Below are 26062 nucleotides of genomic sequence, written 5' to 3'. Positions count from 1 at the left end.
GTTTTAATCCCACGCTAGGTGCCACCGGGGCGGCACAGGCCCCGAGTGACCGTTTTTCCTCGAAATCACGGCTTCGTGGGAAAGGCAGGCCCGTGGGAGCTCCAAGTGGCGAAGTCATCGTCACGGGCGGTCTCGGTTTCATCGGCTCACATCTGGTGGACGCGTATCTCGCCGCGGGCCACCGAGTAACGATCATCGACTCCAACGCGGGTGCGGTGATCGACGGCGAGGACTACGACGCCGACCCTCGCTGCACGGTCGTCCGGCAGCGGGTGGAGGACTATCTGGCGGCGGGCGGCGACTTCGCGGGGGCCGACCGCGTCATCCATGCGGCCTCGTACGTCGGCCCCGCGAGCATCCTGTCCAGGGCGGGCCGGCTCGGCCACGACATCATCGGCAGCACCGCCCCGGTCATCGACGCCTGTATCCGGGCGGACGCGCCGTTGTGCCTGTTCAGCTCGGCCGAGGTGTACGGCCGCAGCGGCGTGCTCGACGAGAAGGACGACATCGTCGTACCGACGCAGTACAACACCCGCATCGAGTACGCGATCGCCAAGACGCTGGCCGAGGCGATGGTCTCCAACAGCCGCCAGCACGGGCTGCGCGGGATGGTCATCCGGCCGTTCAACGTGGCGGGTGCGCGGCAGTCGCGGGCGGGCGGGTTCGTCATGCCCACGTTCGTCCAGCAGGCGCTGGCCGAGAAGCCGATCACCGTGTTCGCGGGCGGCGAGCAGGTCAGGGCGTTCATCGCGGCGAGCGACCTGACCGGGTTCCTCATCGACTACATGGACGCGGCGCTGAACTGCGACGACATCATCATCAACGTCGGCAACCCGGCGAACGCCGTCACCATCATGGAGCTGGCCCAGCGGGTGAAGGAGTTACTCGGCAGCCCCTCGCCGATCGTCAGCGTCGACGGCAGGACCGTGCACGGGCCGTACTACGCCGAGGCCGAGTCGTTCCACAAGATCCCGGCGCTGCGGGCGGCGACCGACCTGGGCTGGCGGCCCCGGATCGCGCTCGACGAGCTGATCCTGAGCACCGCCGAGTACTATCGCGCCCGCGAAGACCGGAGGGCAGTGAATGCGCCGCTTTGACCGAGTGCTGGTGATCTCCCCGCACGCCGACGACGAGGTACTCGGCTGCGGCGGCCTGATCGCCGCGCAGGTCGAGGCGGGGGCCGAGGTCCACGTCCTGTATCTGGCGGTCGACGGCATGCGGCACTACGGCCTCGACGGCGCCACCAGCTATCGGCAGCGGCTGGAGGAGATCGAGGCCGTACAGGCCACGCTGGGCTTCTCGTACGACATCGCGTACGGCGACATGGACCTGACCGAGCGGCTGGACACGCTGCCGCGCAGGGAGCTGGTCGACCTGTTCGAGCGGGCGCTGAACGAGCGGCGGCCCGACCTGCTCCTGCTGCCCAGCTTCGCCGACTACGACCAGGACCATCTGGCGGTGTTCGGCGCCGGGTTCGCGGCGGCCCGGCCCATCGCCCAGCAGTTCGGCAAGTGGCTGGTGCCGACCGTACTCCTGTACGAGATGTCGAAGATCCAGTGGGCGGCCGAGCCGATGCCGCGCTCGACGGCCTTCTGCGACATAAGCCACCATATGGAACGCAAACTGGAAGCATTGCGCGGCTATAAGAGCCAGCACCGGCCCTCCCCGCACATCAGGAGCGAGGAGTCGGTGACGGCACTGGCGACACTGCGCGGCGCGGAGATCGGTGTCACGCACGCCGAAGCGTTCGGGGTGCTGAGGGAGGTCTTGTGAAGACGTTCGCGTTCGCCACGGGCATGGAGTTCGCCGCACCCGCCGTGGACGTACTGGCCGCGCAGGGCACTCCCCCGTCGCTGCTCATCGGCTATCCGCCGAAGCTGCAGCACCGTTCGGGGTACGCGCCGCTGCGGGAGGCGTCCGAGAAGCACGGCATCCCGCTGCTGGAGACCGCCGACATTAACGACGGCGAGGCGTACGAGCGGGTCAAGGAGATGGACCTGTTCGTGATCGCCGGGTGGTCGCAGCTCGTACGCGAGCCGCTGCTGTCGGTCTGCCCGCTCGGCTCCATCGGCCTGCACCCCACCCGCCTGCCGGAGGGCCGGGGACGCGCCGCGCTGCCGTGGACCATCATCAAGCGGCTGACGACGAGCGCGGTGAGCCTGTTCTTCCTCGACGAGGGCGCCGACACCGGGGACCTCATCGCGCAGCGGGAGTTCACGATCAGCCGCCGCGACGACGTCACCGAGGTGTACCGCAAGGTCACCGAGATCAACATCGAGCTGCTCGCCAAGTACGTGCCGCTGCTGCTGGCGGGACAAGTGGTGGCACGACCACAGCCCCCGGGCGGCTCGTGGTGGGACAAGCGCCGTCCGGAGGACGGGGTGATCGACTGGTCCAAGCCGGCCGACGACCTCTACGACTGGATCCGCGCGCTGGCCGCGCCGTACCCGGGGGCCTTCACCTTCGTCGATGGCCGCAAGCTGTTCGTGCACAGCGCCGACCTGATCGAATACGGCGGCCAAGAACCGCCCGGCACCGTACTCGCGCCCGTCTGGTCCACCGGCGTCGCCGGGATGCTGGTGGCGTGCGGCTCGGGGCTGCTGGTCGTCCGCGAGGTCCAGTGGGACGGAGGCGACCGGCGCGACGCCCTCGACCTGCTGGAGTCGGGCGAGCTCGCGGTAGGCGCATGCCTGGGCGCGTGAAGCTGACCGGGGCTGTGATGGCGCATCCCCAGCGCAGGGAGGCGGCCATCCGGCTGGCCGGTGGCGTCTTCGACGTCGTCACCGATCCCGATCCGGCGGGGCGTCCGTCGGCGTTCCGTACCTCGCTGCTCGCCTGGTCCAGCATCCCTCCGGACGCCACGCATCATCTGCTGCTGCATGACGACATGGTGCTTTCGAGCACGTTCTTCGAACGCGCCGAAAGTGCCGCCCGCGCCATGCCGCACGCGGCGCTCGCCCTGTTCGCCTTCTGGAATTCGCGCAACGGCGCCGCCGTCCGGCAGGGCGCGCTCGCCGGGGCGCGGTGGGTGCCCGGGGCCGGCGAGTACACGCCGGTGGCGGCCCTGCTGCTGCCCAGACAGGTCGCGGGCGGGTACGTGGAATGGGCCCGCGACCGGGGCGACACCTGGCCCGACGACGTGCTCATGGGGCGGTACCTGCGCCAGGCGGGGGTGCCCGTGTTCGTGGCGGTGCCGAGCCTGGCCGAGCACGAGGACCTGGCGAGTCTGGTGGACAACGACTTCCAAGGGCTGCGGCGCTCTCCCTGCTTCTTTGCCGACGACCCGCAGGGCTTGTTCCCGGACGACCCGGACGGCTTCCCTCTCGACGACCCGCAGGCGGGCCGGTCCTCCGAGGAGAGGGTGCTCGTGGAGCTGCCGGTGATCCCGTTCTTCAAGCGTGGGGTGGCCCAGTGCGCCGTCCGCGTCCCTGGGACCGGGCGGTGGCGGGACATCCGCTGCGAGGACTACCTGGCGGGGCGGGGCATCGACGCCGAGTCGCTGCGGGCCGGGGCGGCGACCCGGCACTGGCCGCTCTGGCTCACGGCCTACACCATGGGCATCGTCCACGGCCAGACCGGTGGAGATGGTGTCCCGGATGACACTGGGGACGACGATCCGCGCGGGCTGGACCAGGCGGACGTGCGTGGCGGGTTCCGCGCTGATCCGCGCGTACTGGACCGGGCGCTCGCCACGATGGGTCCTGGCGGGCTCTGCCATGAGCTCGGGGCTCGGGAGCTCGCCCGGCTCGCGCCCGAATTGCACGAGGTGGCCCGTGCGGGCCTGGAGGCGGGCTTGACCGACCGGCCCGGACACCGTCCCCGGGCCAATGCCGACCGTCCCGTGGTGGCTCTGACGGGCGCCGGTACGTTCGTCCGCGACCACCTGGCGGGCGCGCTCGCCGACCATGGCTACCGAACAGTCGGTCCCGAGGCAAGCGCCGCCGTGGTGGTGCACGTCTGCGCACTCGGCTGGGACGAGGACGCCGACCCGGAGGAGGAGCTGCGCCTGGCGCGCGCGGCCTTCGCCGACGGACGCGGCGGCGTCCTGCTCAGCTCGTGCGCCGTCTACGGGGACGGGAAGCACGCGGCCTCCTCGCCACTCGCAGACGCTCCCGCCGCCCGATCGCCATTCACGGAGGACCCTGCCGGCCCACTGCTCGCGGACGCGTCCGCCGCCACGCCGCTGGTGCGGGCCATTCGTCAGGTGGAGGAAGCGGCAGGCGGCGCCGTGGTGTTGAGGCTCGGCGAACCCTATGGGCCCGGGATGCCGCAGCGGGGCGCGGTCGCGGAGCTGGTGCTGCGGTCCTCGCTCAACCGCCCCGCGCCCGTCACGGGCGCTCCCGTGCAGTTGGTGCACGTCCAGGACGTCGCACGCGCGGTGCTGGCGGCGCTGGCGGGGAATCCGGTGTCGCGGGTGTTCAACATCGCCAACCCGGAACGGCCAGGCATGCGGGAGTTGGCCGAGGCGGTGTCAGGGGCGGTGCGGCCGCTGAACGTCGAAACGTCCGACGGCCCGCCGAAGCCGCTGGTCGATGTCGAGCGGGCCGCCGCCGAGCTGGGCTGGCGGCCGAGCGTGACACTGGACTACGGGCTGCACACCTGCGCGCAGTGGCTGGCCTACGAAAGTGACCGTCCGTAGAAGCGGCCTCCGTGCGATCCCGGCGACACACCCGCCCAGGACCCACCCCTGCAGACGCTTGCCGCCTAACCTGCAGAAACAGAGTCGTACGAAGATCCACTGTTCGTGGGACGTGACCGGCCATCGCCGACCGACTGCAGGGAGAGACATGACCTACGAGGCCAACCTCGCCGCCCAGCAACGCTTCGCCACCGCGGTGATGGGCGGCGACTTCGCCATCTTCGACGAAGTGGTCGCGCCCGATGCCGTGGACCACGATCCCGCCCCCGGGCAGGGGCCGGGTCCCGACGGTTACAAGGCGATGTTCGGCGAGATGCGCGCCGCGTTCCCAGACCTGCGCGTCGAGGTCGAGCATCTGATCGCCACCGATGATGAGCTGGCCTTCGCCTACACCATCAGCGGCACGCACCTCGGCGACCTCATGGGCCATCCGGCCACCGGCAAGAAGGTGAGTTATCGCGGCATGCAGATCAGCCGCTTCGCCGACGGCAAGCTGGTGGAACGGTGGGGCAGCAGCGACCAGCTCGGCATGCTCCGACAACTCGGTCTCCTCTGACCCCTCTCACCGCCAGGAGAGGTCGGTCCCCGGTCCGGTGCCGATGAGTCGTCCGGCGGCGGCCGCGAGGACGGTGTGGCCTTCAGCCGGGCCCAGGTCCTGCCAGGCGGTCTCGTGCCGCTCGGCCGATCTGGTCAGGATCCGGTCGGCGGAGATGGCGAACAGGCGCCCGTTCATCGCGGTCAGGCTCACCGCGCCCCCGGCCGAGCCCGCTCGGGCCCAGTCGTGGGTGTCCAGCCGCCGGATCGGGAGGTGCCACAGCTCGCCCGCCGAGGTGACGGCGAACAGGCCCTCGTCCACGGCGGCCAGGCCGGTGGTGCCCTGTGGGGCCCGGCTCACGTCCTGCCAAGTGGACCTCGTCAGGACGGGTTCGCGGTAGCGGATCGTGCCGTCGGGTGCCACCCCATACAGGCCGGCGGGTGGGCCGCCGTGTGCCTCCCGAGGGGCCGCCAGAGCGATCACGTCGGTCTCGTCGATCATCTGCCATGGCAGGTTCTGTCCGGAGATGTCGCGGACGGCGAGTGTCCCGTCCGAGCAGGCGGCGAAGAGCCGGTTGTCGCAGGCGACAAGAGCACCAGGAGGCGGGCAGGTCGGGGCGGGGCCGATCGGGTCCCAGGAGGGTGGGTGGCTTGGGGGTTGGGACAGGCGGTCGAGGATGTTTCGGGTGATTCTGTCCAGGACGGGGTCGTGGAGGGAGTTGCCCCAGTTGATGGTGCCGGCGTTGAAGACGGTCCCCGCGCCGAGGCGGTGTACGCCCATCGTGGCCGCGCCGCCCTTCCCGTACCGGCGCCAGTGGCTCAGGTCGGCCGTGGCGAGTACGACGAACGACGGTGGTGTGCCGTCGCGGCCCGTCGCCCTTGGCACCCCGTCCACCCATTCGAGGTCGGCGGCGTCCGTCTCGTAGCCGAGCGCGCCCCTGCCGAAGGTGTCGCCGTCGGCCAGTCCGGTGCCGTCGAACACCCAGTGGCCGGAGAAGCGGGCCGTGTACGACTCGTGGGCCATCACCCGTGAGTCGACCCAGCAGCCCGCGCCGTTCCGGAAGGTGAGGCCGGTCAGGGTGTTCTCCGGGCGGTTGACGGGTTCGCTGGGCCATTCGACGGTGGCGCGGCCGGGGTCGGTGGTGGCGAGGGGGTCGATGACGGCGTCGCGGTAGCAGACCATCGTGCGGAGGTCGTCCTCGAAGCGGACCTGCCACCAGCAGGTGTTGCCAGAGAATATGGCGATATTTCCACCGGCCCGCGCGAACGCCTCCACCGCGTCCCGCATCTCCCACGACCAGTACTCGTCGTGCCCGTTGATCACCAGCAGCCGGTAACGGCTCAGCAGGTCGAGACCGTCGTGCAGGTCCAGCCCCGAGCAGTAGTCGACCGGATGGCCCGAGGGCCCGAGCCACCGCAGCAGCCCCAGCTCCCATTCCTCGATCTGCGGCCCCGCGCCCGGCCGGTCGAAGCTGACCTTGACCGCCCGGTCGGGCTGCTCGGCCTGGTAGAGCCCTTCACCGGGTACGCCGGGCCGGTTGTACGCCTCCCAGGTGGGAAAGGGAATCGCCACCACAACCGGCGAAGCGGGCACAGCCGCACGTACGACGAAATATGCGGATGTGTCGCCCAAGATGGCGCGGTAGAGGGAGCTGGGCCAGTCCGTGCCCACCTTCAGCGTCCAGGTGTCGCCCTCGGCCGTGTCCTGAAGCACGACCCGACCCGACGGCACGTCCTCGATGGTGATCGGACCGCCGCCCCCGAGCAGGTGGAACCGGAGCGACTCGCCCTGCGCGCACGATGTGGCCGCCGCGTACAGGCTCATGCGAACGCCGCCTCGACCAGCGTCGACTCCATGTCGTACAGGAAGCGTTCGATCCCCGGCGGCGCGAGCAGCCCGGTGTCGGCGTACAGCGACACCTCCATCCGCCCCGGCTCGCCGCCGACGTGCAGCCGGAAGTCGCAGATGTTGCGGTCCATGGTGTCCGTCCAGACCAGGTCGGTCCGCTCCATCGAGGCGCGTACGGCCCGTTCGTCCAGACCTGTCGCCTCGTCGCGCTGCACCAGCCGCTGGTCGTTGAAGCAGCCGAACGACCTGATCCCCGGCCCCATGCCCGACACCGCCTCCTCCATCGCGTACGGGTCGAACTGGGCCTGCCGGTAGGCCCGTAAGGCCACCTGCCAGCCCTGCCGTACCAACTGCCCGAAGTCCGGCGTATCCAGGTCGAGCAGGACGAGCCCCTCCTGCGAGATCGTGGAGACCACGTCGCGGCGCTCAGCCGCGAACCGGTTGTTGACGATCACCCGCATGCCGCAGAACCGCTGGCCCGTGAGCCGTCCGGCGAGCCGGATCGCGGCCGTGAGCAGCACCGTCGAGGAGCTCACCCGCTCGCGGGCGGCCACGGCCTGCGCCGCCGCGGCGATGGCCGCAGAGGTCATCGTGGCCTCCCAGAACCGGGGGCGGCGCGGGACGTCCGCCAGGGTCACCGGATCCATCCGCCGGTATTCGGCCGTCCAGAAGGCCAGAGCCTCGTCGGACGTGCGCTTGCCCTCGGCCGAGCGCTGCCACTCGGCCAGTTCGCGCGGCGTGGCGCTCTCCGGCGGTGGCAGCGAGTCGCGCAGCAGGAGCAGCCGGAAGTCCTTCACCAGGAGATCGGCCGCGTGCCCGTCGGCGGCCAGATGGCAGAGCACCAGCACGACATGCCGGACATAGTCGCCGGTCACGAGGAACGCCACCCGCAGCGGCCACTCCTCCCAGTAGTCGAACGGCTCACCCGACAGCCGGTCGCACACCACCTGAGCGGATTCGTCCGTCACCTCGACGTACGGCCGGGCGATCGGCGAGATTCGCTGCCGGGGGCAGTCGCGCGGCCCGCTGAGCCGGGTGCGCAGTGCCTCGTGCCGGGCGACGAGGTCGTCCAGGGCCTTGACGGCGCGTTCGACGGTGACGGGCCGCTTCGGCGCGGCGAAGATCCGGCCGATGTTGAGATAGTGCTCCTGGGGCCGCGCCGCCACCACGGCCCGCCAGATGTCCTGCTGCCCCCAGGTCAGCGGCGACTCAAGCATGGAGCCGTAAGTAGTCCACCAGCTCGTCCAGGCTGTCGGCCGAGGTCATGTCGAGCTCGATGCCGAACTCCGCCTCCACCGCGTCGATCAGCCTGAGATAGCCGAGCGAGGTGACGCCGAGATCGGCCAGCCTGGCCTCCCCGGCCAGCACCTCGGCGGCCTCGACCGCGCCGTCGGTGGCCTCGGCCACCATGTCCGCGAGGCGTCCGCGTAGATCCCCGTCCGTCTGCACCTGGCGAAGCCCTCCCGTTTCCAGGGAAATCCGGGGCGAGTGTGTCACGCGGGGCCTGACGGCGGCAAGCGTCTGGCGGTAAGGGGTTGACGCAATTGTGCATTTTTTCTAGCGTCTTGCGACATCCCGATAATAATTTTGGGGGTGGTTCAGTCGGCCCGTCCTGTCCCTGTTCTGCTGAGCTCACGAGCCGCCACCGACCCCGACCACGAGGCCCTCATCGTCGCCGGAACGGGCGGCCTGACACTCGGCGAGTGGGACGAGCGCTCTGACGCCGCCGCCCACCGCCTGCTCGACCAGGGAGTACGGCCAGGAGACAGAGTCGCGCTGGTGTTCGGCGGCCGTGACTGGCTCGACTACGCGGTGAGCTGGATGGCGGTGTTGAAGGCGGGCGCGGTCGCGGTCCCGCTGTCGGACCGCTTGGCCGAGCCCGAGTTGGCCCGCCTGATCAAGCACTGCGGGGCGACGACGATGATCCGGAGCGGCGACGAGCTCAGCGGCCCGACCGGCCCGGTCCCGGTCCAGGTCGATCCGCTCGGCTACGCCCAGATCCTCTACACCTCCGGCACCACCGGGCAGCCCAAGGGCGTGGCGGCCAGCCACGCGAACCTCACCTCCCCGCCCGTACACCCCAAACGCCGCCCGTTCGCTCACTCCAGGCATCTCGTGCACGCCTTCCCCATCGGCACGAACGCCGGCCAGGTCATGCTGCTCCACGCGCTGAGCGCCGCGCCCACCGTGGTCACGCTGCCGCTGTTCACGCCGGCCCGCTTCGCGGCGCTCATCGAGTCGTACGCGGCCGGGACCGTGTTCGTGGTGCCCGCGATGGCCATCGAACTGCTCGGCGCGCGCGTCCAGGACCGTCACGACCTGTCGAGCGTGCTGCTGCTCGGCTCGGCCGCCGCCGCGCTACCGCCGAGGGTCGCCGCCGAGCTGACCGAGGCGTTCCCGAACGCGACGGTCGCGAACTACTACACCTCGACCGAGGCGGCCCCCGCCCAGACCGTCATGATCTACGACCCCGACCGGCCGGGCGCGCTCGGGCACGCCGCCGGCAGCCTGCGGATCGTGACCGCCGACGGCGACCCGGCCCCGCCCGGCGAGACCGGCGAGGTGTGGCTGCGCGCCGCCGCGCACTCCCGCTCCTACTACCGCGAGCAGCGGCAGGACACCTTCCAGGACGGCTGGGTACGCATGGGCGACCTCGGCTACCTGGACGACGACGGCTACCTGTACCTGGTCGACCGGGAGAGCGACGTGATCAAGTCGGGCGCCTTCAAGGTCTCGACGCTCCAGGTCGAGGCCGCGCTGCACGAGCATCCGGCCGTCTCCGAGGCGGCGGCGTTCGGCGTGCCGCACCCGGTCATGGGCATGGTGGTGGCGGCGGCGGTGGTGTCCCGCGAGCCGGTGACGCTGGCCGGCGTACGCGCCTTCCTGGCCGAGCGGCTCGCCCAGCACGAGCTCCCCACCCGGCTGCTGTGCGTGAACGCGCTGCCCAGGAACGCCGCCGGAAAAGTGATCAAGCGAGAACTGCGCAGTATGGCAGAGGAGTGAGCATGGTCCTGGCCTCACAGGCCCAGCACGGGATGTGGATCACCGAGGTGCTGCACGGCACCGGCACGGCGTACCACATGCCGTTCGCCATGTGGTTCGACGGACCGCTGGAGCGGGAGGCGATGCTGGCGGCGTGCCGGGCGGTGCTCGCGCGGCACCCGGTGCTGGGCCGCGCCTTCGAGGAGCGCGACGGCGTGCTGCACCTGGTGCCCGCCAGGGAGCTTCCGCCGGTGGCGTTCGTCGTGGAGCCGGACCCGGAGGCGCTGATCGAGCGGGAGATCGCGCGGCCCTTCGAGCTGTCCGCCGGGCCGCTGGCCCGGTTCACGCTGGCGGAGGTCTCGTCGTCGCGGCATCTGCTGCTGTTCGTGGCTCATCACCTGGTCTTCGATGGCATGTCCAAGGATCTGCTCGTACGAGATCTCGCGGCCGCCTACTCCGGGGCGCCGCTTCCGCCGCTGCCCATGCCGTACGGGGCGGAGGAGAAGCCGTCGCCGGAGGCGGAGGCGTACTGGCGGGCGCGCTGGCGCGAGGTGCCGCAGGTGGTGATCAACGGGGTGACGCGATCGCCGCGGCTGGCCGAGCGCGGTGAGACCGTCCTGCTCACCCTGACCGATGACATGCCCGACTTATCCGGCCTGACGAGATTCGAGGTCTTCCTCGCCGCCGTGCACGCCCTCCTTCACCGATACGGCAACGCCGAGACGGCTGTGGCCGTGGCCATGTCGACCCGGACCGATGAGACCCGCGACGACATCGGCCTGTTCGCCACCGAGCTGCCGGTGTTCGCGTCGTTCTCGGCCGAGGGCTCCTTCCGTGAGCTGGCCCTGGGCGTCCGGAGCGAGCTGCGCGAGCTGAACGCCTTCCGCGAGGTGCCCGTGGCCAGGGCGGTGGGCGGGATCAAGCCGAGAGTGGCGCTGGCGCCGGTGTCCATCAGCTTCCGGCGGCGCGCGCCCGAACAGGTCTTCCCCGGGCTGAAGCTGTCGGTGGAGTGGAAGATGTCCAGCCATACGGTCAGGAACGCGCTCCACCTCCAGGCCGTCGACGGCGACGACGGGCTGCACCTGACGCTGCACTACAGCCCGGACGTCATTCCCCGGCGGGATGTCGAGCTGGCCGGGGACCACCTCAGGGCTGTACTGCGCGCGGTCGCCGCTGATCCGGACGTACGGCTCGCCGATCTGCTCCCGGCCGTCCCCCAGGTCATTCCCCAGATCGCTCTGGAGGCGCCGCCGGATGCCGGGCCCGCGCATGACGAGGTCGACGCGGAGTTGGTCGAGCAGGTGCGGCTGATCTGGATGGAGGTCCTGCGGATGGACCACATCGCGCCGGACGAGGACCTCTACGACCTCGGCGGGCACTCGCTGACCATCACGCAGATCAGCGCGCGGATCAGGAAACGGCTCGGGGTGGAGGTGCCGTTCGACGTGTTCCTCGACGATCCGACGATCGCCGGGGTGGCGGCGGCCATCGGCGGGCTGCGGCCATGATCTCCCTGGGCCAGGAGCGGCTCTGGTTCCTGCAGCGGCTCGATCCGTCGGACGCGGCCTATCGGGTGGCGGCGGTGCGGCGGTTGCGGGGGGCGCTCGACGTCGGGGCGCTGACCGGGGCGTTCGGGGATGTGGTGGCGCGGCATGAGTCGCTGCGTACGAGGTTTCCCGACCAGGACGGGCTGCCGATCGCGGTGATCGACCCGCCGGGGGCGGAGGTGCCGGTGGAGTTCGTGGTCCTCGATCCGGTAGTCCCCGGCAACCCCTCAGGCGTCGAGCCGGACGAGTCTGAGGTCGTGCGGTTGCTGGAGGAGCGGGTCAACACGCCCTTCGACCTGGCCGCCGCCCCGCCCTTGCGGATCACGCTGGTCCGGCTGGCGGACGACCACCACGTGCTGTGCGTGGTGCTGCACCACATCATCGGCGACGGCTGGTCCCTGAACGTGCTGTTGAGCGACCTGGCCGCCTACTACCTCGCCCGCACGGAGGGCGAACCGGCCGCGCTGCCCGACCTGCCCGTCAGCTACGCCGAGTACGCCGGCACCCAGCGGGTCTCCCACACCGACGCCGACTACTGGACGGCCAAGCTGGCCGGGGCGACGCCGCTGGAGCTGCCCACGGACCGGCCGCGTCCCGCGCAGCGCGGCAGCGCGGGCGGCGAAGTGCACTTCGACCTGCCGCCCGAACTCGCCGGCGCGCTGTCCCGGCTGGCCAGGGCCGAGCGTTCGACGGTGTTCATGGTGCTGCTGGCCGCCTACCAGGTGCTGCTGGCCCGGCATGCCGGGCAGGACGACATCGTGGTCGGCTCGCCCACCGCCGGACGCGACCGGCCGGAGCTGGAGCCGATGGTCGGGCTGTTCGCCTCCACGCTGGTGCTCCGGGGGGATCTGTCGGGGGATCCGCCGTTCAGCGAGCTGCTGCGCCGTACCCGCCGGACCGTCCTGGAGGCGATGGCGCACCGCGAGGTGCCGATCGAGCGGGTGCTGTCCGCGCTCGACATCGAGCGGGACCTGTCGCGTACGCCGCTGTTCCAGGCGATGCTGGCGCTGCACAACTCGGCTGTCGGATACGCGGAGGCGGAGTCGTTCGCCGGGATGGAGAGCCTGCCGTTCCCGCACGGGGCGCCGCCGGCCATGGTGGATGTGCGGATGGATCTCTGGCCGTCGGGCAGGGGCTGGCACGGGGCACTCTTCTACAGCGCCGAGCTGTTCGGCCGGGAGACGGTGACCCGGCTCGTGGCCCGCTTCCAGACTCTGCTCGCCTCGATCGTCGCCGCTCCCGAGGCTCGTCTGTCGGAACTGGACCTGCTACCCGCCGCCGAACGCGAGCTGCTCGACCGGACCTGGAACAGCACCGCCCTGGACGTGCCGGCCGCGACCGTGGTGGACCTGGTCATGCGGCGGGCGGAGCTGCGGCCGGACGCGATCGCCGTCTCGTGCGGCGACCGCCGCCTGTCCTACGCGGAGCTCGTCGCCCAGGCCGTACGGGTGGCGGGGGAACTGCGGGAGCGCGGCGCGGGGCCCGGATCCGTGGTCGCGGTCCGTGGACGGCGGTCGGTGGAGCTGCCCGGGACCCTGCTCGGTGTGTTGTTGGCGGGGGCCGCCTACCTGCCGATCGACCCGGCGCTGCCGGCCGACCGGGTGGCCTACATGCTGGCGGACTCGGGCGCCCGGTTCACGCTGGACAATTCCCGGCTCCCGACTGCCGACCCCGGCCCCGTCGCCGCCGGGCCCGATGGCGGGTCGGCCGCCTATGTGCTCTACACCTCCGGCTCGACCGGCCGCCCGAAAGGGGTGGTCGTGCCTCACTCGGCGCTGGTGAACCTGCTGGCCGGGATGGAGCACCTGCTCGGCTCCGGCCCGGCGGACGTGTGGCTGGGCAGCACCTCGTTGTCCTTCGACATCGCGGGCCTGGAGCTGTACCTGCCGCTGGTGACCGGCGGTCGGCTGGTGCTGGCCGACGACGAGACCGTACGGGACGGCGCCGCGCTCGCCGACCTGATCTCCGCGTCGGGCGTCACGCACGTCCAGGCCACCCCCTCGGGCTGGAACATGCTGCTCACCGCCGGGCTCGACGCCTCCGGGCTGGTGGCGCTGGCGGGCGGCGAGGCGCTGCCGCTCGCCCTGGCCAGGCGGCTGCGGCGGCGGGTGGCGCGGTTGTTCAACATGTACGGGCCGACGGAGACCACGATCTGGTCCACCGCCTGGGAGGTCCCCGCCGAGCCCGGCCGGGTGAGCATCGGGCGGCCGATCGCCAACACCCGCGTCCACGTGCTCGACGGCTCCGGCCGACCGGTGCCGATCGGCGTACCCGGTGACCTCGCGATCGGCGGGGCCGGGCTCGCGCTCGGCTACCTGGGCCGGCCGGAAGCGACCGCCGAGCGCTTCGCGGACGGGCTCTACCGGACCGGCGACCGGGTCAGGTGGCTCGGGGACGGCACCCTGGAGTTCCTGGGCCGGGGCGACGGACAGGTGAAGCTGCGCGGGCACCGGATCGAGCTGGGCGAGATCGAGGCCGCGCTGGAGTCACATCCGGGCGTACGGCGGGCGGCCGTCGTCGTCCGCGGGGACGAACTGGTCGCCTACGTGGAGACCACGCCGGACCAGGCGACCACGCCGGAGGTGGCGACCACCCCGGACCGCCCCACCGACTTGCTCGAACACGCGGCCGGGTGGTTGCCCGCCTACATGGTCCCCGGCGTCGTGGTGGTGCTGGACGCGTTGCCGATGACGCCCAACGGCAAGGTCGATCGGCTGTCGCTGCCCGAGCCGGCCGGGCCGGTGGGCGGGCGGGGCGGCCCGCCGCGTACCGCGCGGGAGCGGCAGGTGGCCAGGATCTTCGGCGACGTGCTCAGGATCGGCGACGTCGGCGCGGACGACGACTTCTTCGCCCTGGGCGGGCACTCGCTGCTGGCCACCCAGGTCATCGCCAAGCTGGCGGCGGCGGGGACGACGGTGCCGTTGCGGACGTTGTTCGGGCAGCCGACGGTGGCCGGGTTCGCGGCGACGCTGGAGGGGCTGCCGGAGGCCCCTGGCCTCTCGCTCGCCCCGCGCCCGCCCGGAACGCTGCCCCCGCTGTCGGCGGGCCAGGAACGGCTGTGGTTCCTGCACCGGCTGGATCCGGATGACGCCTCGTACAACATGTACATCGTGCGCCGGCTTCGCGGCCCCCTCGATCCCGAGGCGCTGCGGCGGGCGCTGACCGCGTTGCTCGCCCGGCACGAGTCGCTGCGCACACGCTTTCCCGAGGTGGACGGGCGCCCGGTCGCCGTCGTGGAGCACGCCGGACGGCCCGCCGACGTCGAACTGCTCGACGCGGGTGACGAGGCGGAGGCCAGCGCGCTGGTCGCCGCCCGCACCAACGCTCCCCTGGACCTCGGTGTGGCACCGCCGCTCCGGATCACGCTGATCCGCCTGGGCGGGGACGACCACGTGCTGTGCGTGGTGCTGCACCACATCATCGCCGACGGCTGGTCGATCACCGTCCTCCTGGACGACCTGGCCAGGCTGTACGCCGGGTCGGAGGGCCTGGCGCCGCTGGCCGTACAGCATGGGGACGTCGCGCGCTGGCAGCGGGAGCAGGACGGGAGCGCGGCACTGGAGTACTGGCGGGAACGCCTCGCCGACCCGCCCACGCTGGCGCTGCACACCGACCGCCCGCGCACGCCGGGGCCGGCGCGCGGCGACTTCCACCTGCTGGACATCCCCGACGACCTGGCCAAGGCGCTGGACGCGACGGCGCGGCGGCAGCGGAGCACGCTGTTCATGGTGCTGCTGGCGGCCTACCAGGTGCTGCTGGCGCGGCACACCGGGCAGACGGACATCATGGTCGGCTCGCCCACCGCCGGGCGGGATCGGGTGGAGCTGGGGCCGATCGTCGGCTACCTCAGCACCACGCTGGTGCTGCGCGGCGACCTGTCGGGCGATCCGACGCTGGACGAGCTGCTGACCAGGACGCGGCGGACGGTGCTGGAGGCGATGGCGCATCAGGACGTGCCGTTCGAGCGGCTGCTGGCGGAGCTGGACATCGAGCGGGACATCACCAGGAAGCCGATGTTCCAGACCATGCTGACGCTGAACAGCCAGCCGGCCGACGGGGAGCGGGATCGGCTCGCCGACGGTCTGGAAATGTCGTACTTCGACGATGGGTATCGGCAGGCCAAGTTCGACCTGGTGGTGGAGGCGTGGCAGGCGCCGGGGCGGCTGCGGGTGGCGTTCGGGTACGATGCGGGGCTGTTCGACGCGGAGACGGTGGCGGGGCTGGCGGAGCGGTTCGCGGTGCTGTTACGCGGGATCGCCGACCCGGACAACCGGCACGCCCCCGTGTCGGCCCTGCCGACGCTCACTGTGGCCGATTCGGCGCTGATCGCCTCGGCTGGGGGCGACGTTGGCAACGGGATGATCGAAGCGGGTGGCGAGGGGGCCATCGAGCCGGGCGTGCCGGAGATGATCGCGGCGGCCGTCGCCGCACATTCCGGTGAGACGGCCGTCGTCTGCGGGTCCGAGAGCGTGACCTACGGCGAGCTGGCCGAGCGGGTGGCCCGGCTGTCCACCGAACTGGCCCAGCGCGGCGCGGGCCCTGGCGACATAGTCGGGCTCCGTCTCGGCCGGTCGGTCGACGCGGTGGTGGCGATGCTGGCGATCTGGCGCGTGGGAGCCGCCTACCTGCCGCTCGACCCCGCCTATCCGTCCGTCCGTCTGCAGCACATGATCGCCATGAGCGGCGCCCGCCTGATCGTCCCGGACGACCTGACCACCACGAGCAGCACCGGGCCGGTCGTCTCGGACGCCCGGAGAGCCGCGGACGACCTGGCAGCCGCATACGGCCTGACCGCCGTGGACGACCCCCGCGCCCAGGCGCCGGGCCTCGCCTACGTCATCTACACCTCCGGCTCCACCGGCACCCCCAAGGGCGTGGCGGTCGAGCACGCCGGGCTGGCCGTCCGGGTCCGGTGGATGCGTGACGAGTACGGCCTGGGCCCCGGCGACCAGGTCGTCCAGCTGGCCTCCCTCAGCTTCGACACCCACGCCGAGGAGCTCTACCCCGCCCTGACCACCGGCGCCACAGTCGTGCTGGTGCCCGACGGCGGCGCCACCCTCCCCGACCTGCTCGCCGAACGGCCCGACGTCACCGTGCTCGACCTGCCGACGGCGTACTTCCACCACCTCGTGGACCTGATCGACGAGATCGCCTGGCCGACTGCCCTCCGCCTGGTCGTCATCGGCGGCGAGCAGGTGCACGCCACCGCCGTGGCCCGCTGGCGGCGGCGGTTCGGCGACCGGGTACGCCTGGTCAACACCTACGGCCCCACCGAGACCACGATCGTCGCGACCGCCGCCGACCTGACCGGCGACGAGCCGCACCCGCCGATCGGCCGCCCCATCCAGGCCACCACGGTCCGGATCCTCGACCCGCACGGCACGCCCACTCCCCCCGGCGCCCCCGGCGAGCTGTACATCGGCGGACCCGGCGTCGCCCGTGGCTACCTCGGCGCGCCCGAGCTGACGGCCCAGCGCTTCGTCCGGCTGCCCGACGGTGGCCGGTACTTCCGTACCGGAGACCGGGTGCGGCTGCGTCCCGACGGGCTGCTGGAGTTCCTCGGGCGCGTCGACGAGCAGGTCAAGGTGCGGGGCTTCCGCATCGAGCCGGGCGAGGTGGAGCACTGCCTGCGTACGCATCCGGACGTACGGCAGGCCGTGGTGGTCGCCAGGGACGGCGAGCTCGTCGCCTATGTCGTGGGCGAGACGGCCGAGCTGGCCGACCACGTGGCCGGGCGGCTCCCGCCGTACATGGTCCCCGCTCATTGGGTGGTGCTCGACGCGCTGCCGCTCACCGCGAACGGCAAGCTCGACCGGGGCGCGCTGCCGGATCCGGGCCGCGCAGCGGCCACCGACGCCACGCCACCGCGTTCGGACGCTGAAGAGCTGGTCGCCGATGTCTGGGCCGAGGTGCTCGGCGCGGACAAGGTCGGCGCGTTCGACGACTTCTTCGCGCTCGGCGGGCACTCGCTGCTCGCCATCAGGGTGGCGGCCCGGCTGCGGGCGATCGCGGGTGTGGAGTTGCCGATCCGTACGCTGTTCGCCCGCCGTACCGTCGCCGAGCTGGCGCGCGCCGTCGAGGAGGCGCTGGTGGCGGAGGTGGCCGGGCTGTCCGACGAACAGGCGCGCAGCATGCTCGACCCGGAGGACGCGTTGTGACCGAGCTGACCGAGGCCCAGCGGGCGCTGCTGACCCAGCGGTTACGGCGGCGCAAGAGCGGGCCGACGATTCCGGCGCTGCCGGACGGTCAGGCGCCGCCGCTGTCGTACGCGCAGGAGCGGCTGTGGTTCATGGAGCAGTACGCGCCGGGGAACCCCGCGCACACGGTCCCGTTCGTGCGGCGGCTGCGCGGCCCGCTCGTCGCCTCCCTGCTGGCCGGTGCGCTGAACCAGGTCGCCGCCCGGCACCAGGCGTTGCGGACCCGCTTCCCGGTCGGCGACGACGGACAGCCCACGGTGACGGTCTCGGCCTCCGACGTCCCGCTCACTGTGGCCGCCGCCGACGACGTGGACGAGGCACGGGCGTTGGTCGACAGCTTCCTCGCCGAGCCGTTCGACCTGGTGACCGGGCCGGTGATCAGGGCTCTGCTGGTACGGCTGAGCGCCGACGACCACGTGCTGGCCATCGCCGTCCACCACATCGCCGCCGACGGCTGGTCGGCGAACATCCTGCTCCGCGAGCTCCTGACCGGCTACGACCGGAACCCCCTGCCCGACCTGCCCGTCACCTACGGCGACTTCGCCGCCTGGCAGCGCGAGCGGCCCGGCGAGGCGGCCGACGTGGCCTACTGGCGGGAACGGCTGGCCGGGCTGTCGCCGCTGGAGCTGCCCACGGACTTCCCCCGACCGCCCGAGCTGACCTACCTCGGCGCGGCGCACTCGTTCACCATCGACCCCGCGCTGGTCGCGCGGCTGGAGCGGCTGGGGCGGGAGCATGGCGCCACGCCGTACATGGTGCTGCTGGCCGCCTTCGCGGCACTTCTCGGCCGGTACGCCGGGCAGGAGGACGTGGCCATCGGCTCCCCCGTGGCCGGTCGGTCGCTGCCGGAGCTGGACGGGCTGATCGGTTGCTTCATCAACATGCTCGCGATGCGGGTGGATCTGTCGGGGGATCCGTCGTTCCTGGGGTTGCTGCACCGGGTGCGTGACCTGGCCATGGACGCGTACGCGCATCAGGAGCTGCCGTTCGAGCGGCTGGTGTCGGAGCTGAACGTGCCTCGGGAGGTGTCGCGGTCGCCGCTGTTCCAGGTCCTGTTCGCGATGCAGAACTACGGCGGCGAGCCGTCGTCCGGTGGGCTGGCCGTGGAGGGGTTCTCGCCGGGGGTGTGGGCCACCCGGTTCGATCTGGAGCTGTACACCGGGGGCGATGGTTCGTTCCTGTTCGTGTACAACGTCGCGTTGTTCGGGGCCGAGCGGATCTCGCGCATGGCCGGGCATTTCGCCGCCCTGCTCGACGGGATCGTGGCCGACCCGTCGGCCCCCGTCTCCACGATCGAGCTGCTCACCGCGCCGGAGCGAGAGGAGCGGGAGCGGTGGAACGACACCGGGCTCGACCTCGGCGACCCCGGTCTCCTGCACCGCCCGTTCGAGGAGCGGGTGCCGCATTCACCCGACGCCGTCGCGGTGGCCCATCCCGGCGGCGAGATCAGCTACGCGGAGCTGGCCCGCCGGGCCGGGCTGCTGGCCGCCGAGCTGACGTCGGCGGGCGTCGGGCGCGGGGAGCTGGTCGCGGTCGTGATGGAGCGGGGGTGGGAGCAGGTCGTGGCGGTGCTGGGCATCAACATGGCCGGGGCGGCGTACCTGCCGATCGACGCCGATCTGCCGGACCAGCGGCGCTTCGAGCTGATGGCACGCGGCGAGTGCCGGGTCGCGGTGACCCAGCCGTGGCTGGACCTGACCCAGCCGGGGCTGGGCCTGACCTGGCCCGCCGACGTGACCCGCCTTTCGGTGACTCCCCTGCCTTCCCCTTCGTCGGCCCTCCTGACTCGCCCGCCTACCCCCCTGACGCTTCCCGACTGCCCGGCCGCGCCCGACGACCTCGCGTACGTGATCTTCACCTCGGGCTCGACCGGCGCCCCGAAGGGCGTGATGATCGAGCACCAGGCCGCCCTGAACACCGTCCGCGACCTCAACCACCGCTTCCACGTCGGCCCGCACGACCGGATCCTCGCCCTGTCGGCCCTCAGCTTCGACCTGTCCGTGTACGACGTCTACGGCGCCCTGGCCACCGGCGCCACCCTCGTCATGGGCGAGCCGTCGGCCGACAAGGACCCCGCCGCGTGGGCCCGCCTGGTCACCGAGCACCGCGTCACCGTCTGGAACTCGGTCCCCGCCCTCATGGAGCTCCTGGTCGACCACGCCGAGCACGAAGGCACCGACCTGAGCTCGCTGCGCCTGGTGCTGCTGTCCGGCGACTGGATCCCGCTGACGCTCCCCGACCGGATCCGCGCCCTCGCCCCGGCGGCCGAGATCATCAGCCTGGGCGGCGCCACCGAAGGCTCGATCTGGTCCATCAGCTATCCGATCGGCGAGGTGGAGCCGGGCTGGTCGTCCATCCCGTACGGCCGTCCGCTGGCCAACCAGTCCTTCCACATCCTGGACCGCGGCCGGTGTGACGTGCCCATCGGCGTACCCGGTGACCTGTACATCGGCGGCGTCGGCGTGGCCACCGGCTACTGGCGTGACCCGGAACGCACCGCCGCCGCCTTCATCAGCCACCCCCGCACCGGCGAGCGCCTCTACCGAACGGGCGACCTGGGCCGCTACACCGCGGACGGCACGATCGAGTTCCTCGGCCGCGCCGACGCGCAGGTGAAGATCCGCGGCTACCGCATCGAACTGGGCGAGATCGAGAACCACCTCGCCCGCCACCCGGACGTGACCGAGTGCGTGGTCACCACCCACGGCTCGGGCACGCAGGCGCAGCTGGTGGCGTACGTGGTGGGCCAGGCGGATCCGACCCGCCTGCGCGGCCACCTCGCCGAGACCCTGCCCGCGTACATGATCCCCACCCGTTTCGTCCCCCTCCCCCAGCTGCCCCTGACCGCCAACGGCAAGGTGGACCGGCGCCGCCTGCCCGCCCCCACGTCATCGGCGGACGGCGCGGAACCGGGCCGGCGCGTCCCCCCGGCCACAGAGGCGGAGCGCCTGGTCGCCGCGGTCTGGGCCGAGGCGCTCGACATGGCCGATCTCGGAGTGGACGACGACTTCTTCGACATGGGTGGGCACTCGCTGCTGGCGATCAAGGTGGTGGCCAGGCTGCGCAGGGCGCTGCCGCCCGGTGCCACGCCGATCGCCGTGGTGGACCTGTTCAAGCACCCGACCGTCCGCGAGCTGGCCACGCTCGTCGACGGCACCGCCACCGCCTCGCGCGGGCTCCTGCACGAGCTGACGCCGCGCCGTACCTCTCCCGCCGAGCTCACCTACGTGTGCGTGCCGTACGGCGGCGGCGCGGCGGTGGTCTACCAGCCGCTCGCCGACGCCCTGCCCGCGACCTACGCCCTGTGGTCGGTGGCCATCCCCGGGCACGATGTCGGCCTGGACGAGGAGCGGCTGCCCCTGGACGAGGTGGCGGCCCGGTGCGTGAGCGAGATCCAGGAGAAGGTACGCGGACCGGTGGCGCTGTACGGGCACTGCGGCGTGGGGTCGGCCCTGGTCGTCGAGATCGCGCGACGGCTGGAGGCGGCGGGCCGCGAGCTCGAAGCGGTGTACATCGGGGCGATCTACCCCTTCGCCCGCCCTGGTAAGGGGCCCATGGCGCTGCTGTCCAAGCTGGCCAGGCGCGAGTTCCTCCGTAGCGACCGGAGCTACGCCAACTGGCTGATGTCCATGGGGCTCGACATGGGCGACCTGGAGCCGGGGCAGGCTCGGCACATCATCAGGAACATGCGGCGCGACAGCGAGGCCGCGGAGGAGTACTTCACCGGGCTGTTCGCGAGCTCGGTGGAGCGGCTGCGGGCGCCGATCGTCAGCGTGGCGGGAGAGCACGATCCGGCGACCGAGTACTTCGAGGAGCGATACCGCGAGTGGCACTTCCTCGCGCCCACGGCCGCCGTGGTGGAGCTGGACGAGGCCGGACACTTTTTCCTGAAATATCGGGCGGCGGAGCTCGCCGAGATCGTCACCCGAACCCACGTCGCCATCGCGTCAGGCGGTGCGGAGGCAGCGAGTTCAGGCGACGCGGAGGCAGCGAGCCCGGGTGATGCGGAGGCGGTGAGCTCAGGCGGCGCGGCGGCGGTGAGTGGGGCCAGTTGGCGGGTGCGGGAGGTGTCGCGGGGCGGGGTGTCGGCCGTCGCGACCGGCCCGCAGCCGAGCATGAAGCGGTTCACGGCCGTCGCCAGTGGTCAGCTGGTGTCCCTTCTGGGGTCGGCGCTGACCGGGTTCGCCATCCCCATCTGGATCTATCTGACCACGGGCTCGCTGGCGCAGTTCGCCCTGCTGTCGGTGGTCGGGCTGGTCCCGGGGATGGTGGTGGCGCCGCTGGCGGGGGCGATCGTCGATCGCGGGAACCGGCGGGCCGTCATGCTCGGCGGTGACGCCGCCGCCGTCGGCACCCAGCTCGTCTTCGGAACACTGCTCTGGACCGGGAACCTGCAGACCTGGCACGTCTATCCGCTCCTCGCGCTGCTGTCGGTGGCGCTGACGTTCCAGCGGCTGGCCTACACCTCGGCGGTGCCGCAACTGGTCCCCAAGCGGTACCTCGGGCACGCCAACGGCATCGTCCAGATGGCCGGTGGCATGACACAGCTGCTCGTCCCCCTCGCGGCCGTCGGGCTGATGGCCGTGATCGGGCTGGAGGGGATCCTGGTGCTCGACGTGGCCAGTTACGTGTTCGCGATCGGGGTGACACTGCTGGTGCGCTTCCCCGCCGCGATGGCCTGGCGCCGGAAGGAGCCGGTCCTGGCGGAGATGGCGGCCGGGTTCCGCTACTCCTGGGGCAACCTGGGCTTCCGTCAGATGCTCCTCTACTTCGCGGTGCTGAACGTCTTCCTGTCCCCCCTGTTCCTGCTGATCTCGCCGCTGGTGCTCTCCTTCGGCACGCTGCAGGACGTGGGCCGGATCTCGTTCGTGTCCGGGCTGGGGGTCTTCCTCGGCGGTCTGACCATGACGGCCTGGGGCGGGCCGAGCCGGGGGCGGATGCGAGCGGTGCTGTGGTGCACGCTGGCGCTGGCGGCGTTCTGCCTGGTCACGGGGTTGCGGGCGGATCTGGTGACGATCGGGATCGGGGCGTTCGGGATGTCGCTGTGGCTGACGCTGCTGAACGGTGTCTACGCCACGATCGTGCAGGTGAAGGTGCCGCAGCGGTTCCACGGGCGGGTGTTCGCGCTGAACACACTGATCGCCTGGTCCACACTGCCGCTCGGCTTCGGGCTCGTGGCACCGTACGGGGCGGCGGTGTTCGACCCGCTGCTCGCCCCCCACGGCCCGCTCGCCTCCACCGTCGGCGCGCTCATCGGCACCGGCGCCGGACGTGGGGTGGGGCTGATGTACGTGCTGTTCGCCGTGGCGATGGCGGCGCTCGCGGCGGTGTCGCTGCGGTCGCGGCTGCCGGGCCTGCTCGACCGGAGCGCCGACGCGACCCCGGACGACCTGGTCGGACTACAGGCTCTCGGGCGCAGTCTCTAGGATCTCCTTCAACGCCTGCAGGAACAGGACGACGTCCCTGCCGTTGATCAGCCGGTGGTCGTAGGCCAGGCCGATCGCCGCTGCCATCCGCTCGCCGTCCGACTGCGGTGAGGTGAGGGCGATGGCGCAGGTCTGGCCGGGGAAGATGATCGGAATGGCCATGATGATGTCGGCGTCGTGGTGGAGGGTGACGACGATGTTCCCGCCGGTGAGGTGGGCCTCGGTGAAACCGCCGTGCTGGGCGAGTCCGCGGAATTCGGCCAGGCGGTCGGCGATGTCCGGTACGGCCAGACGGTCGCGGATCACCGGCACGTAGAGGCCGGCGCCCATGTCGATCGTGACGCCTACGCGTGGCTGGTCAGGGATGCGGGCAGTCCTGTCGTCGATGAGTTCGGCGAAGAACATCGGGAAGTCGGCGTGCAGCCGGGCGACGGCGGCGACGAGCAGGTCGGGCAGGCCGATCAGCTTGCGTAGCCGTCTGGTCAGGGCCCGGGCCGTCTTCTGGGCCGGGGTCACGTCTACTTTTATCGCGGTGTATCCGGCGGGGATGGTCTGGTGCGACAGGGTCACGGTCCTGGCGACTGCGCGCTGGTGGTTGGAGAGCGTGTGGGCCTGGCCGCTTTTGGGAGGTGCTGCCGCGAGCCGTTCCACGTCGGCTCGGCGTACCACCTTGACCTCCAGCCCGGCCACCAGCGCGGGGTCGAGGCCGAGTTCGTCCAGCAGCGCGCGGGCCGGTGCCGTGATGATCGGCCCGCCTTCGACGGCGGGCACCGGCTCCTCCGCCTCGGGCAGGGTCGGCTTCGGGCCGATTCGGGCGATCAGCTGGCCGGGGGCGCATGACGCGCCGGCCCCTACGAGTTGGGTGAGCACCCCGTCCTGCTCGCTGACCAGCTCCTCCACCGCCTTGGACGTCTCCAGCGTCACCAGCGGGTCATTTCGCCACACCCGCGCGCCGTCGGCCGCCAGCCACTCCAGCAGCGTGTACTCCGAGTCGTTGTTGTTCAGTTTCGGGACCCGGATCTCATCCATCGAGCGCCTCCAGTACGGCCCTGCTGATCGTGCTGTCCTGCAGTACCACGGCACGCTCCAGGTGCGAGGCGGTGGGGATCACGCTGTCGGCCGAGCTGACCAGGCGGATCGGCCGCCGGAGCGAGCCCCACAGCCTGGTGTGCAGGTCGGCGGCCAGGTGGCTGCCCCAGGTGCCGCCCGCGCTGCCGTCCTCCGCCACACAGACCAGCCCCACCTGTCCGAGCAGCGGCAGCACGGCGGTGGGGTCGAACGGGTACAGGCGCGACGGGACGAGCAGCGCCCCGGCGAGGTCGTGGGAGAGCAGCAGCGTACGCATGGCGGCGATGGCCCGGTGCGCCACGCCGCCGGGGGCGATCACCGCGTAGTCGAGGTCGCCGTCGAATCGCACCACGGCCACGTCCTCGACCAGGTCCCAGGAGAACAGCTCGTCCACCTCGTACATCCGGCGGGTGTAGAGGACCTTGTCCTCGAAGAGCAGGCAGGGCTCTTCCAGGGCGAGCATGCGGTCGAGAACGGCGCGGTTGTCGTGGAACGGCGACATCTCGAACAGCGAGAGGCCGGGCACGCCGATGAAGTGCTTCTGGAGGTTCTGGCTGTGGGTGGGACCGTAGCCGCGGTTGCCGCCCGAGGGGCAGCGGATGACCAGCGGCAGCGGGACGCGGTGGCCGTACATGGAGACCGATTTGCCGGCGAAGTTCACGATCTGGTCGAAGGCGAGCGCGGCGAAGTCGCCGAACATCATCTCGACGACGGCCTTCTCCCCCGCCAGCGCGAGGCCGGAGGCGGCGCCGACGATCGCGCCCTCGCTCAGCGGCGTCGTCAGGACGCGGTCGGGGAAGCGGGTGGACAGGCCACGGGTGATCTTGAAGGCGCCGCCGTAGGGGTCCAGAAGGTCCTCGCCAAGCATGTAGACGGCGGGGTCGTCGCCGAGCAGACCGTGCAGGGCCTGGTTGAGGTTCTCACCGACCCTCACGCGGACGTCCAGACGGCTGGGGGTCTGGCAGCCACTTCGTCGGCGATCACGTCGATGCGGGCGCGGGCCGCCGCTTCGAGGCGGGCCGACTGGTCGGCGTGTTCGGTCTGGTAGGCGGCGTACCAGTCGGGGCGTACGGCGTCCGGCGGGCGGGTGTCGTCGCCCTTGCTGTGCGGTCCGAGGCGGTGCGTGGCGAACTCCACCACCAACGGTGCACCACCCCTGACCGTCTCCACCAACGGTGCTAGATGACGCCTTATTTCGGAAATATCCAAGCTAGTCACCCGGGTGTGCTCGATCCCGAAGGCCGCCGCCCGCCCCGCGATGGTTCCCGCCATCTGGAGCTCCGTCGGCGTGGACTGGGCGATGCCGTTGTGCTCGACCACCACGAGCAGCGGCAGCCGCCAGAGCTGCGCCATGTTCAGCGCCTCGTACACCGCCCCCTCGCCCCACGTACCGTCACCGATGTAGACGCAGGCGAGCCCGCCGGGCTCGCGCCGCTTCAGGTGCAGGGCGACCCCGGTGGCCACCGGCATGCTCTGCCCCTGTACGCCGGTCGACAGGTAGCGGTCGCGGCGCAGATGCTGGCTGCCGCCCACCCCATCGCACACGGCGCCCTTCCGGCCCATGATCTCGGCCAGCAGCCCTTCGGGATCCTCGAACCGGGCCAGATAGTGGCCGTGACCGCGATGGTTGCTGAAGACCCAGTCACCGTCACGGAGCAACGGGCGCAGGGAGACGGGGACGTACTCCTGCCCGAGGCAGGTGTGGGTGGTGCCGTTGAGCTCGCCCCGCTCGAAGAGCGCGAGCAGCTTCCGTTCGAAGGACCGGATCAGCAGCAGCAGCGCCAAGTCCTCGTCAGCCAGCCTGTTCATAGGCCCCTTGA

Annotated in this window: 15 protein-coding genes; 9 read left to right on the top strand and 6 right to left on the bottom strand. The window is 71.6% G+C overall.

The window, feature by feature from the left end:
- Positions 1 to 92 precede the first annotated feature (92 nt).
- From AB0B64_RS15285 to AB0B64_RS15265, 5 genes are all read left to right on the top strand, one after another.
- The gene (locus AB0B64_RS15285; RefSeq protein ID WP_358177842.1) at positions 93 to 1097 is read left to right on the top strand and encodes an NAD-dependent epimerase/dehydratase family protein; all 1005 of its coding nucleotides are present in this window, start codon (positions 93 to 95) and stop codon (positions 1095 to 1097) included.
- Positions 1084 to 1773, top strand: coding sequence for a PIG-L family deacetylase (locus AB0B64_RS15280; protein WP_358177839.1), 690 nt, complete (start codon positions 1084 to 1086; stop codon positions 1771 to 1773). Before AB0B64_RS15285 ends, AB0B64_RS15280 begins: the two co-directional genes overlap by 14 nt.
- Positions 1770 to 2702 carry a methionyl-tRNA formyltransferase gene (locus AB0B64_RS15275; RefSeq protein ID WP_357942363.1) on the top strand — a complete coding sequence of 311 codons (933 nt, stop codon included), beginning with the start codon at positions 1770 to 1772 and terminating at the stop codon, positions 2700 to 2702. The genes AB0B64_RS15280 and AB0B64_RS15275 overlap by 4 nt, the downstream gene beginning before the upstream one ends.
- A complete protein-coding gene (locus tag AB0B64_RS15270; protein ID WP_357942361.1) occupies positions 2687 to 4639 on the top strand; it encodes an NAD(P)-dependent oxidoreductase in 1953 nt (650 codons plus the stop codon). Before AB0B64_RS15275 ends, AB0B64_RS15270 begins: the two co-directional genes overlap by 16 nt.
- Before the next feature lie 148 nt (positions 4640 to 4787).
- Positions 4788 to 5195, top strand: coding sequence for an ester cyclase (locus AB0B64_RS15265; protein WP_357942358.1), 408 nt, complete (start codon positions 4788 to 4790; stop codon positions 5193 to 5195).
- Between the two features lie 6 nt (positions 5196 to 5201).
- Here the strand turns inward: AB0B64_RS15265 and AB0B64_RS15260 are convergent, their stop codons facing one another.
- From AB0B64_RS15260 to AB0B64_RS15250, 3 genes are read right to left on the bottom strand one after another with little or no spacing between them, the layout of a single operon-like run.
- The gene (locus AB0B64_RS15260) at positions 5202 to 6998 is read right to left on the bottom strand and encodes a N,N-dimethylformamidase beta subunit family domain-containing protein (protein ID WP_358177836.1); all 1797 of its coding nucleotides are present in this window, start codon (positions 6996 to 6998) and stop codon (positions 5202 to 5204) included.
- Positions 6995 to 8239: a condensation domain-containing protein gene (locus AB0B64_RS15255; protein ID WP_358177834.1), complete on the bottom strand. Its 1245-nt coding sequence runs from the start codon at positions 8237 to 8239 to the stop codon at positions 6995 to 6997. The genes AB0B64_RS15260 and AB0B64_RS15255 overlap by 4 nt, the downstream gene beginning before the upstream one ends.
- Complete coding sequence (locus tag AB0B64_RS15250; protein ID WP_357942352.1) at positions 8232 to 8471, bottom strand: acyl carrier protein; 240 nt, start codon at positions 8469 to 8471, stop codon at positions 8232 to 8234. Before AB0B64_RS15250 ends, AB0B64_RS15255 begins: the two co-directional genes overlap by 8 nt.
- A gap of 144 nt (positions 8472 to 8615) precedes the next feature.
- Here AB0B64_RS15250 and AB0B64_RS15245 point away from each other — a divergent pair, with 144 nt between their 5' ends.
- The 4 genes from AB0B64_RS15245 to AB0B64_RS15230 are packed head-to-tail and all read left to right on the top strand — an operon-like array spanning position 8616 to position 23174.
- Positions 8616 to 10025, top strand: coding sequence for an AMP-binding protein (locus tag AB0B64_RS15245; protein WP_358177831.1), 1410 nt, complete (start codon positions 8616 to 8618; stop codon positions 10023 to 10025).
- 2 nt (positions 10026 to 10027) lie between these two features.
- Entirely contained in the window at positions 10028 to 11512 is a 1485-nt protein-coding gene (locus AB0B64_RS15240; RefSeq protein WP_358177828.1) for a condensation domain-containing protein, read from the top strand.
- Positions 11509 to 17709, top strand: coding sequence for an amino acid adenylation domain-containing protein (locus AB0B64_RS15235; protein WP_358177825.1), 6201 nt, complete (start codon positions 11509 to 11511; stop codon positions 17707 to 17709). The genes AB0B64_RS15240 and AB0B64_RS15235 overlap by 4 nt, the downstream gene beginning before the upstream one ends.
- The gene (locus AB0B64_RS15230; RefSeq protein WP_358177822.1) at positions 17706 to 23174 is read left to right on the top strand and encodes an amino acid adenylation domain-containing protein; all 5469 of its coding nucleotides are present in this window, start codon (positions 17706 to 17708) and stop codon (positions 23172 to 23174) included. The genes AB0B64_RS15235 and AB0B64_RS15230 overlap by 4 nt, the downstream gene beginning before the upstream one ends.
- Here the strand turns inward: AB0B64_RS15230 and AB0B64_RS15225 are convergent.
- The 3 genes from AB0B64_RS15225 to AB0B64_RS15215 are packed head-to-tail and all read right to left on the bottom strand — an operon-like array spanning position 23148 to position 26051.
- A complete protein-coding gene (locus AB0B64_RS15225; protein ID WP_358177819.1) occupies positions 23148 to 24203 on the bottom strand; it encodes a 2-oxo acid dehydrogenase subunit E2 in 1056 nt (351 codons plus the stop codon). The genes AB0B64_RS15230 and AB0B64_RS15225 overlap by 27 nt on opposite strands.
- The gene (locus AB0B64_RS15220; RefSeq protein WP_358177816.1) at positions 24196 to 25176 is read right to left on the bottom strand and encodes a transketolase C-terminal domain-containing protein; all 981 of its coding nucleotides are present in this window, start codon (positions 25174 to 25176) and stop codon (positions 24196 to 24198) included. Before AB0B64_RS15220 ends, AB0B64_RS15225 begins: the two co-directional genes overlap by 8 nt.
- Positions 25173 to 26051: a thiamine pyrophosphate-dependent dehydrogenase E1 component subunit alpha gene (locus tag AB0B64_RS15215; RefSeq protein WP_358177813.1), complete on the bottom strand. Its 879-nt coding sequence runs from the start codon at positions 26049 to 26051 to the stop codon at positions 25173 to 25175. Before AB0B64_RS15215 ends, AB0B64_RS15220 begins: the two co-directional genes overlap by 4 nt.
- Positions 26052 to 26062: the final 11 nt, after the last annotated feature.

The organism is Nonomuraea sp. NPDC049129 (assembly GCF_040648495.1).
Lineage (GTDB): Bacteria > Actinomycetota > Actinomycetes > Streptosporangiales > Streptosporangiaceae > Nonomuraea.
This window is presented reverse-complemented; position numbering and strand designations above follow the sequence as displayed.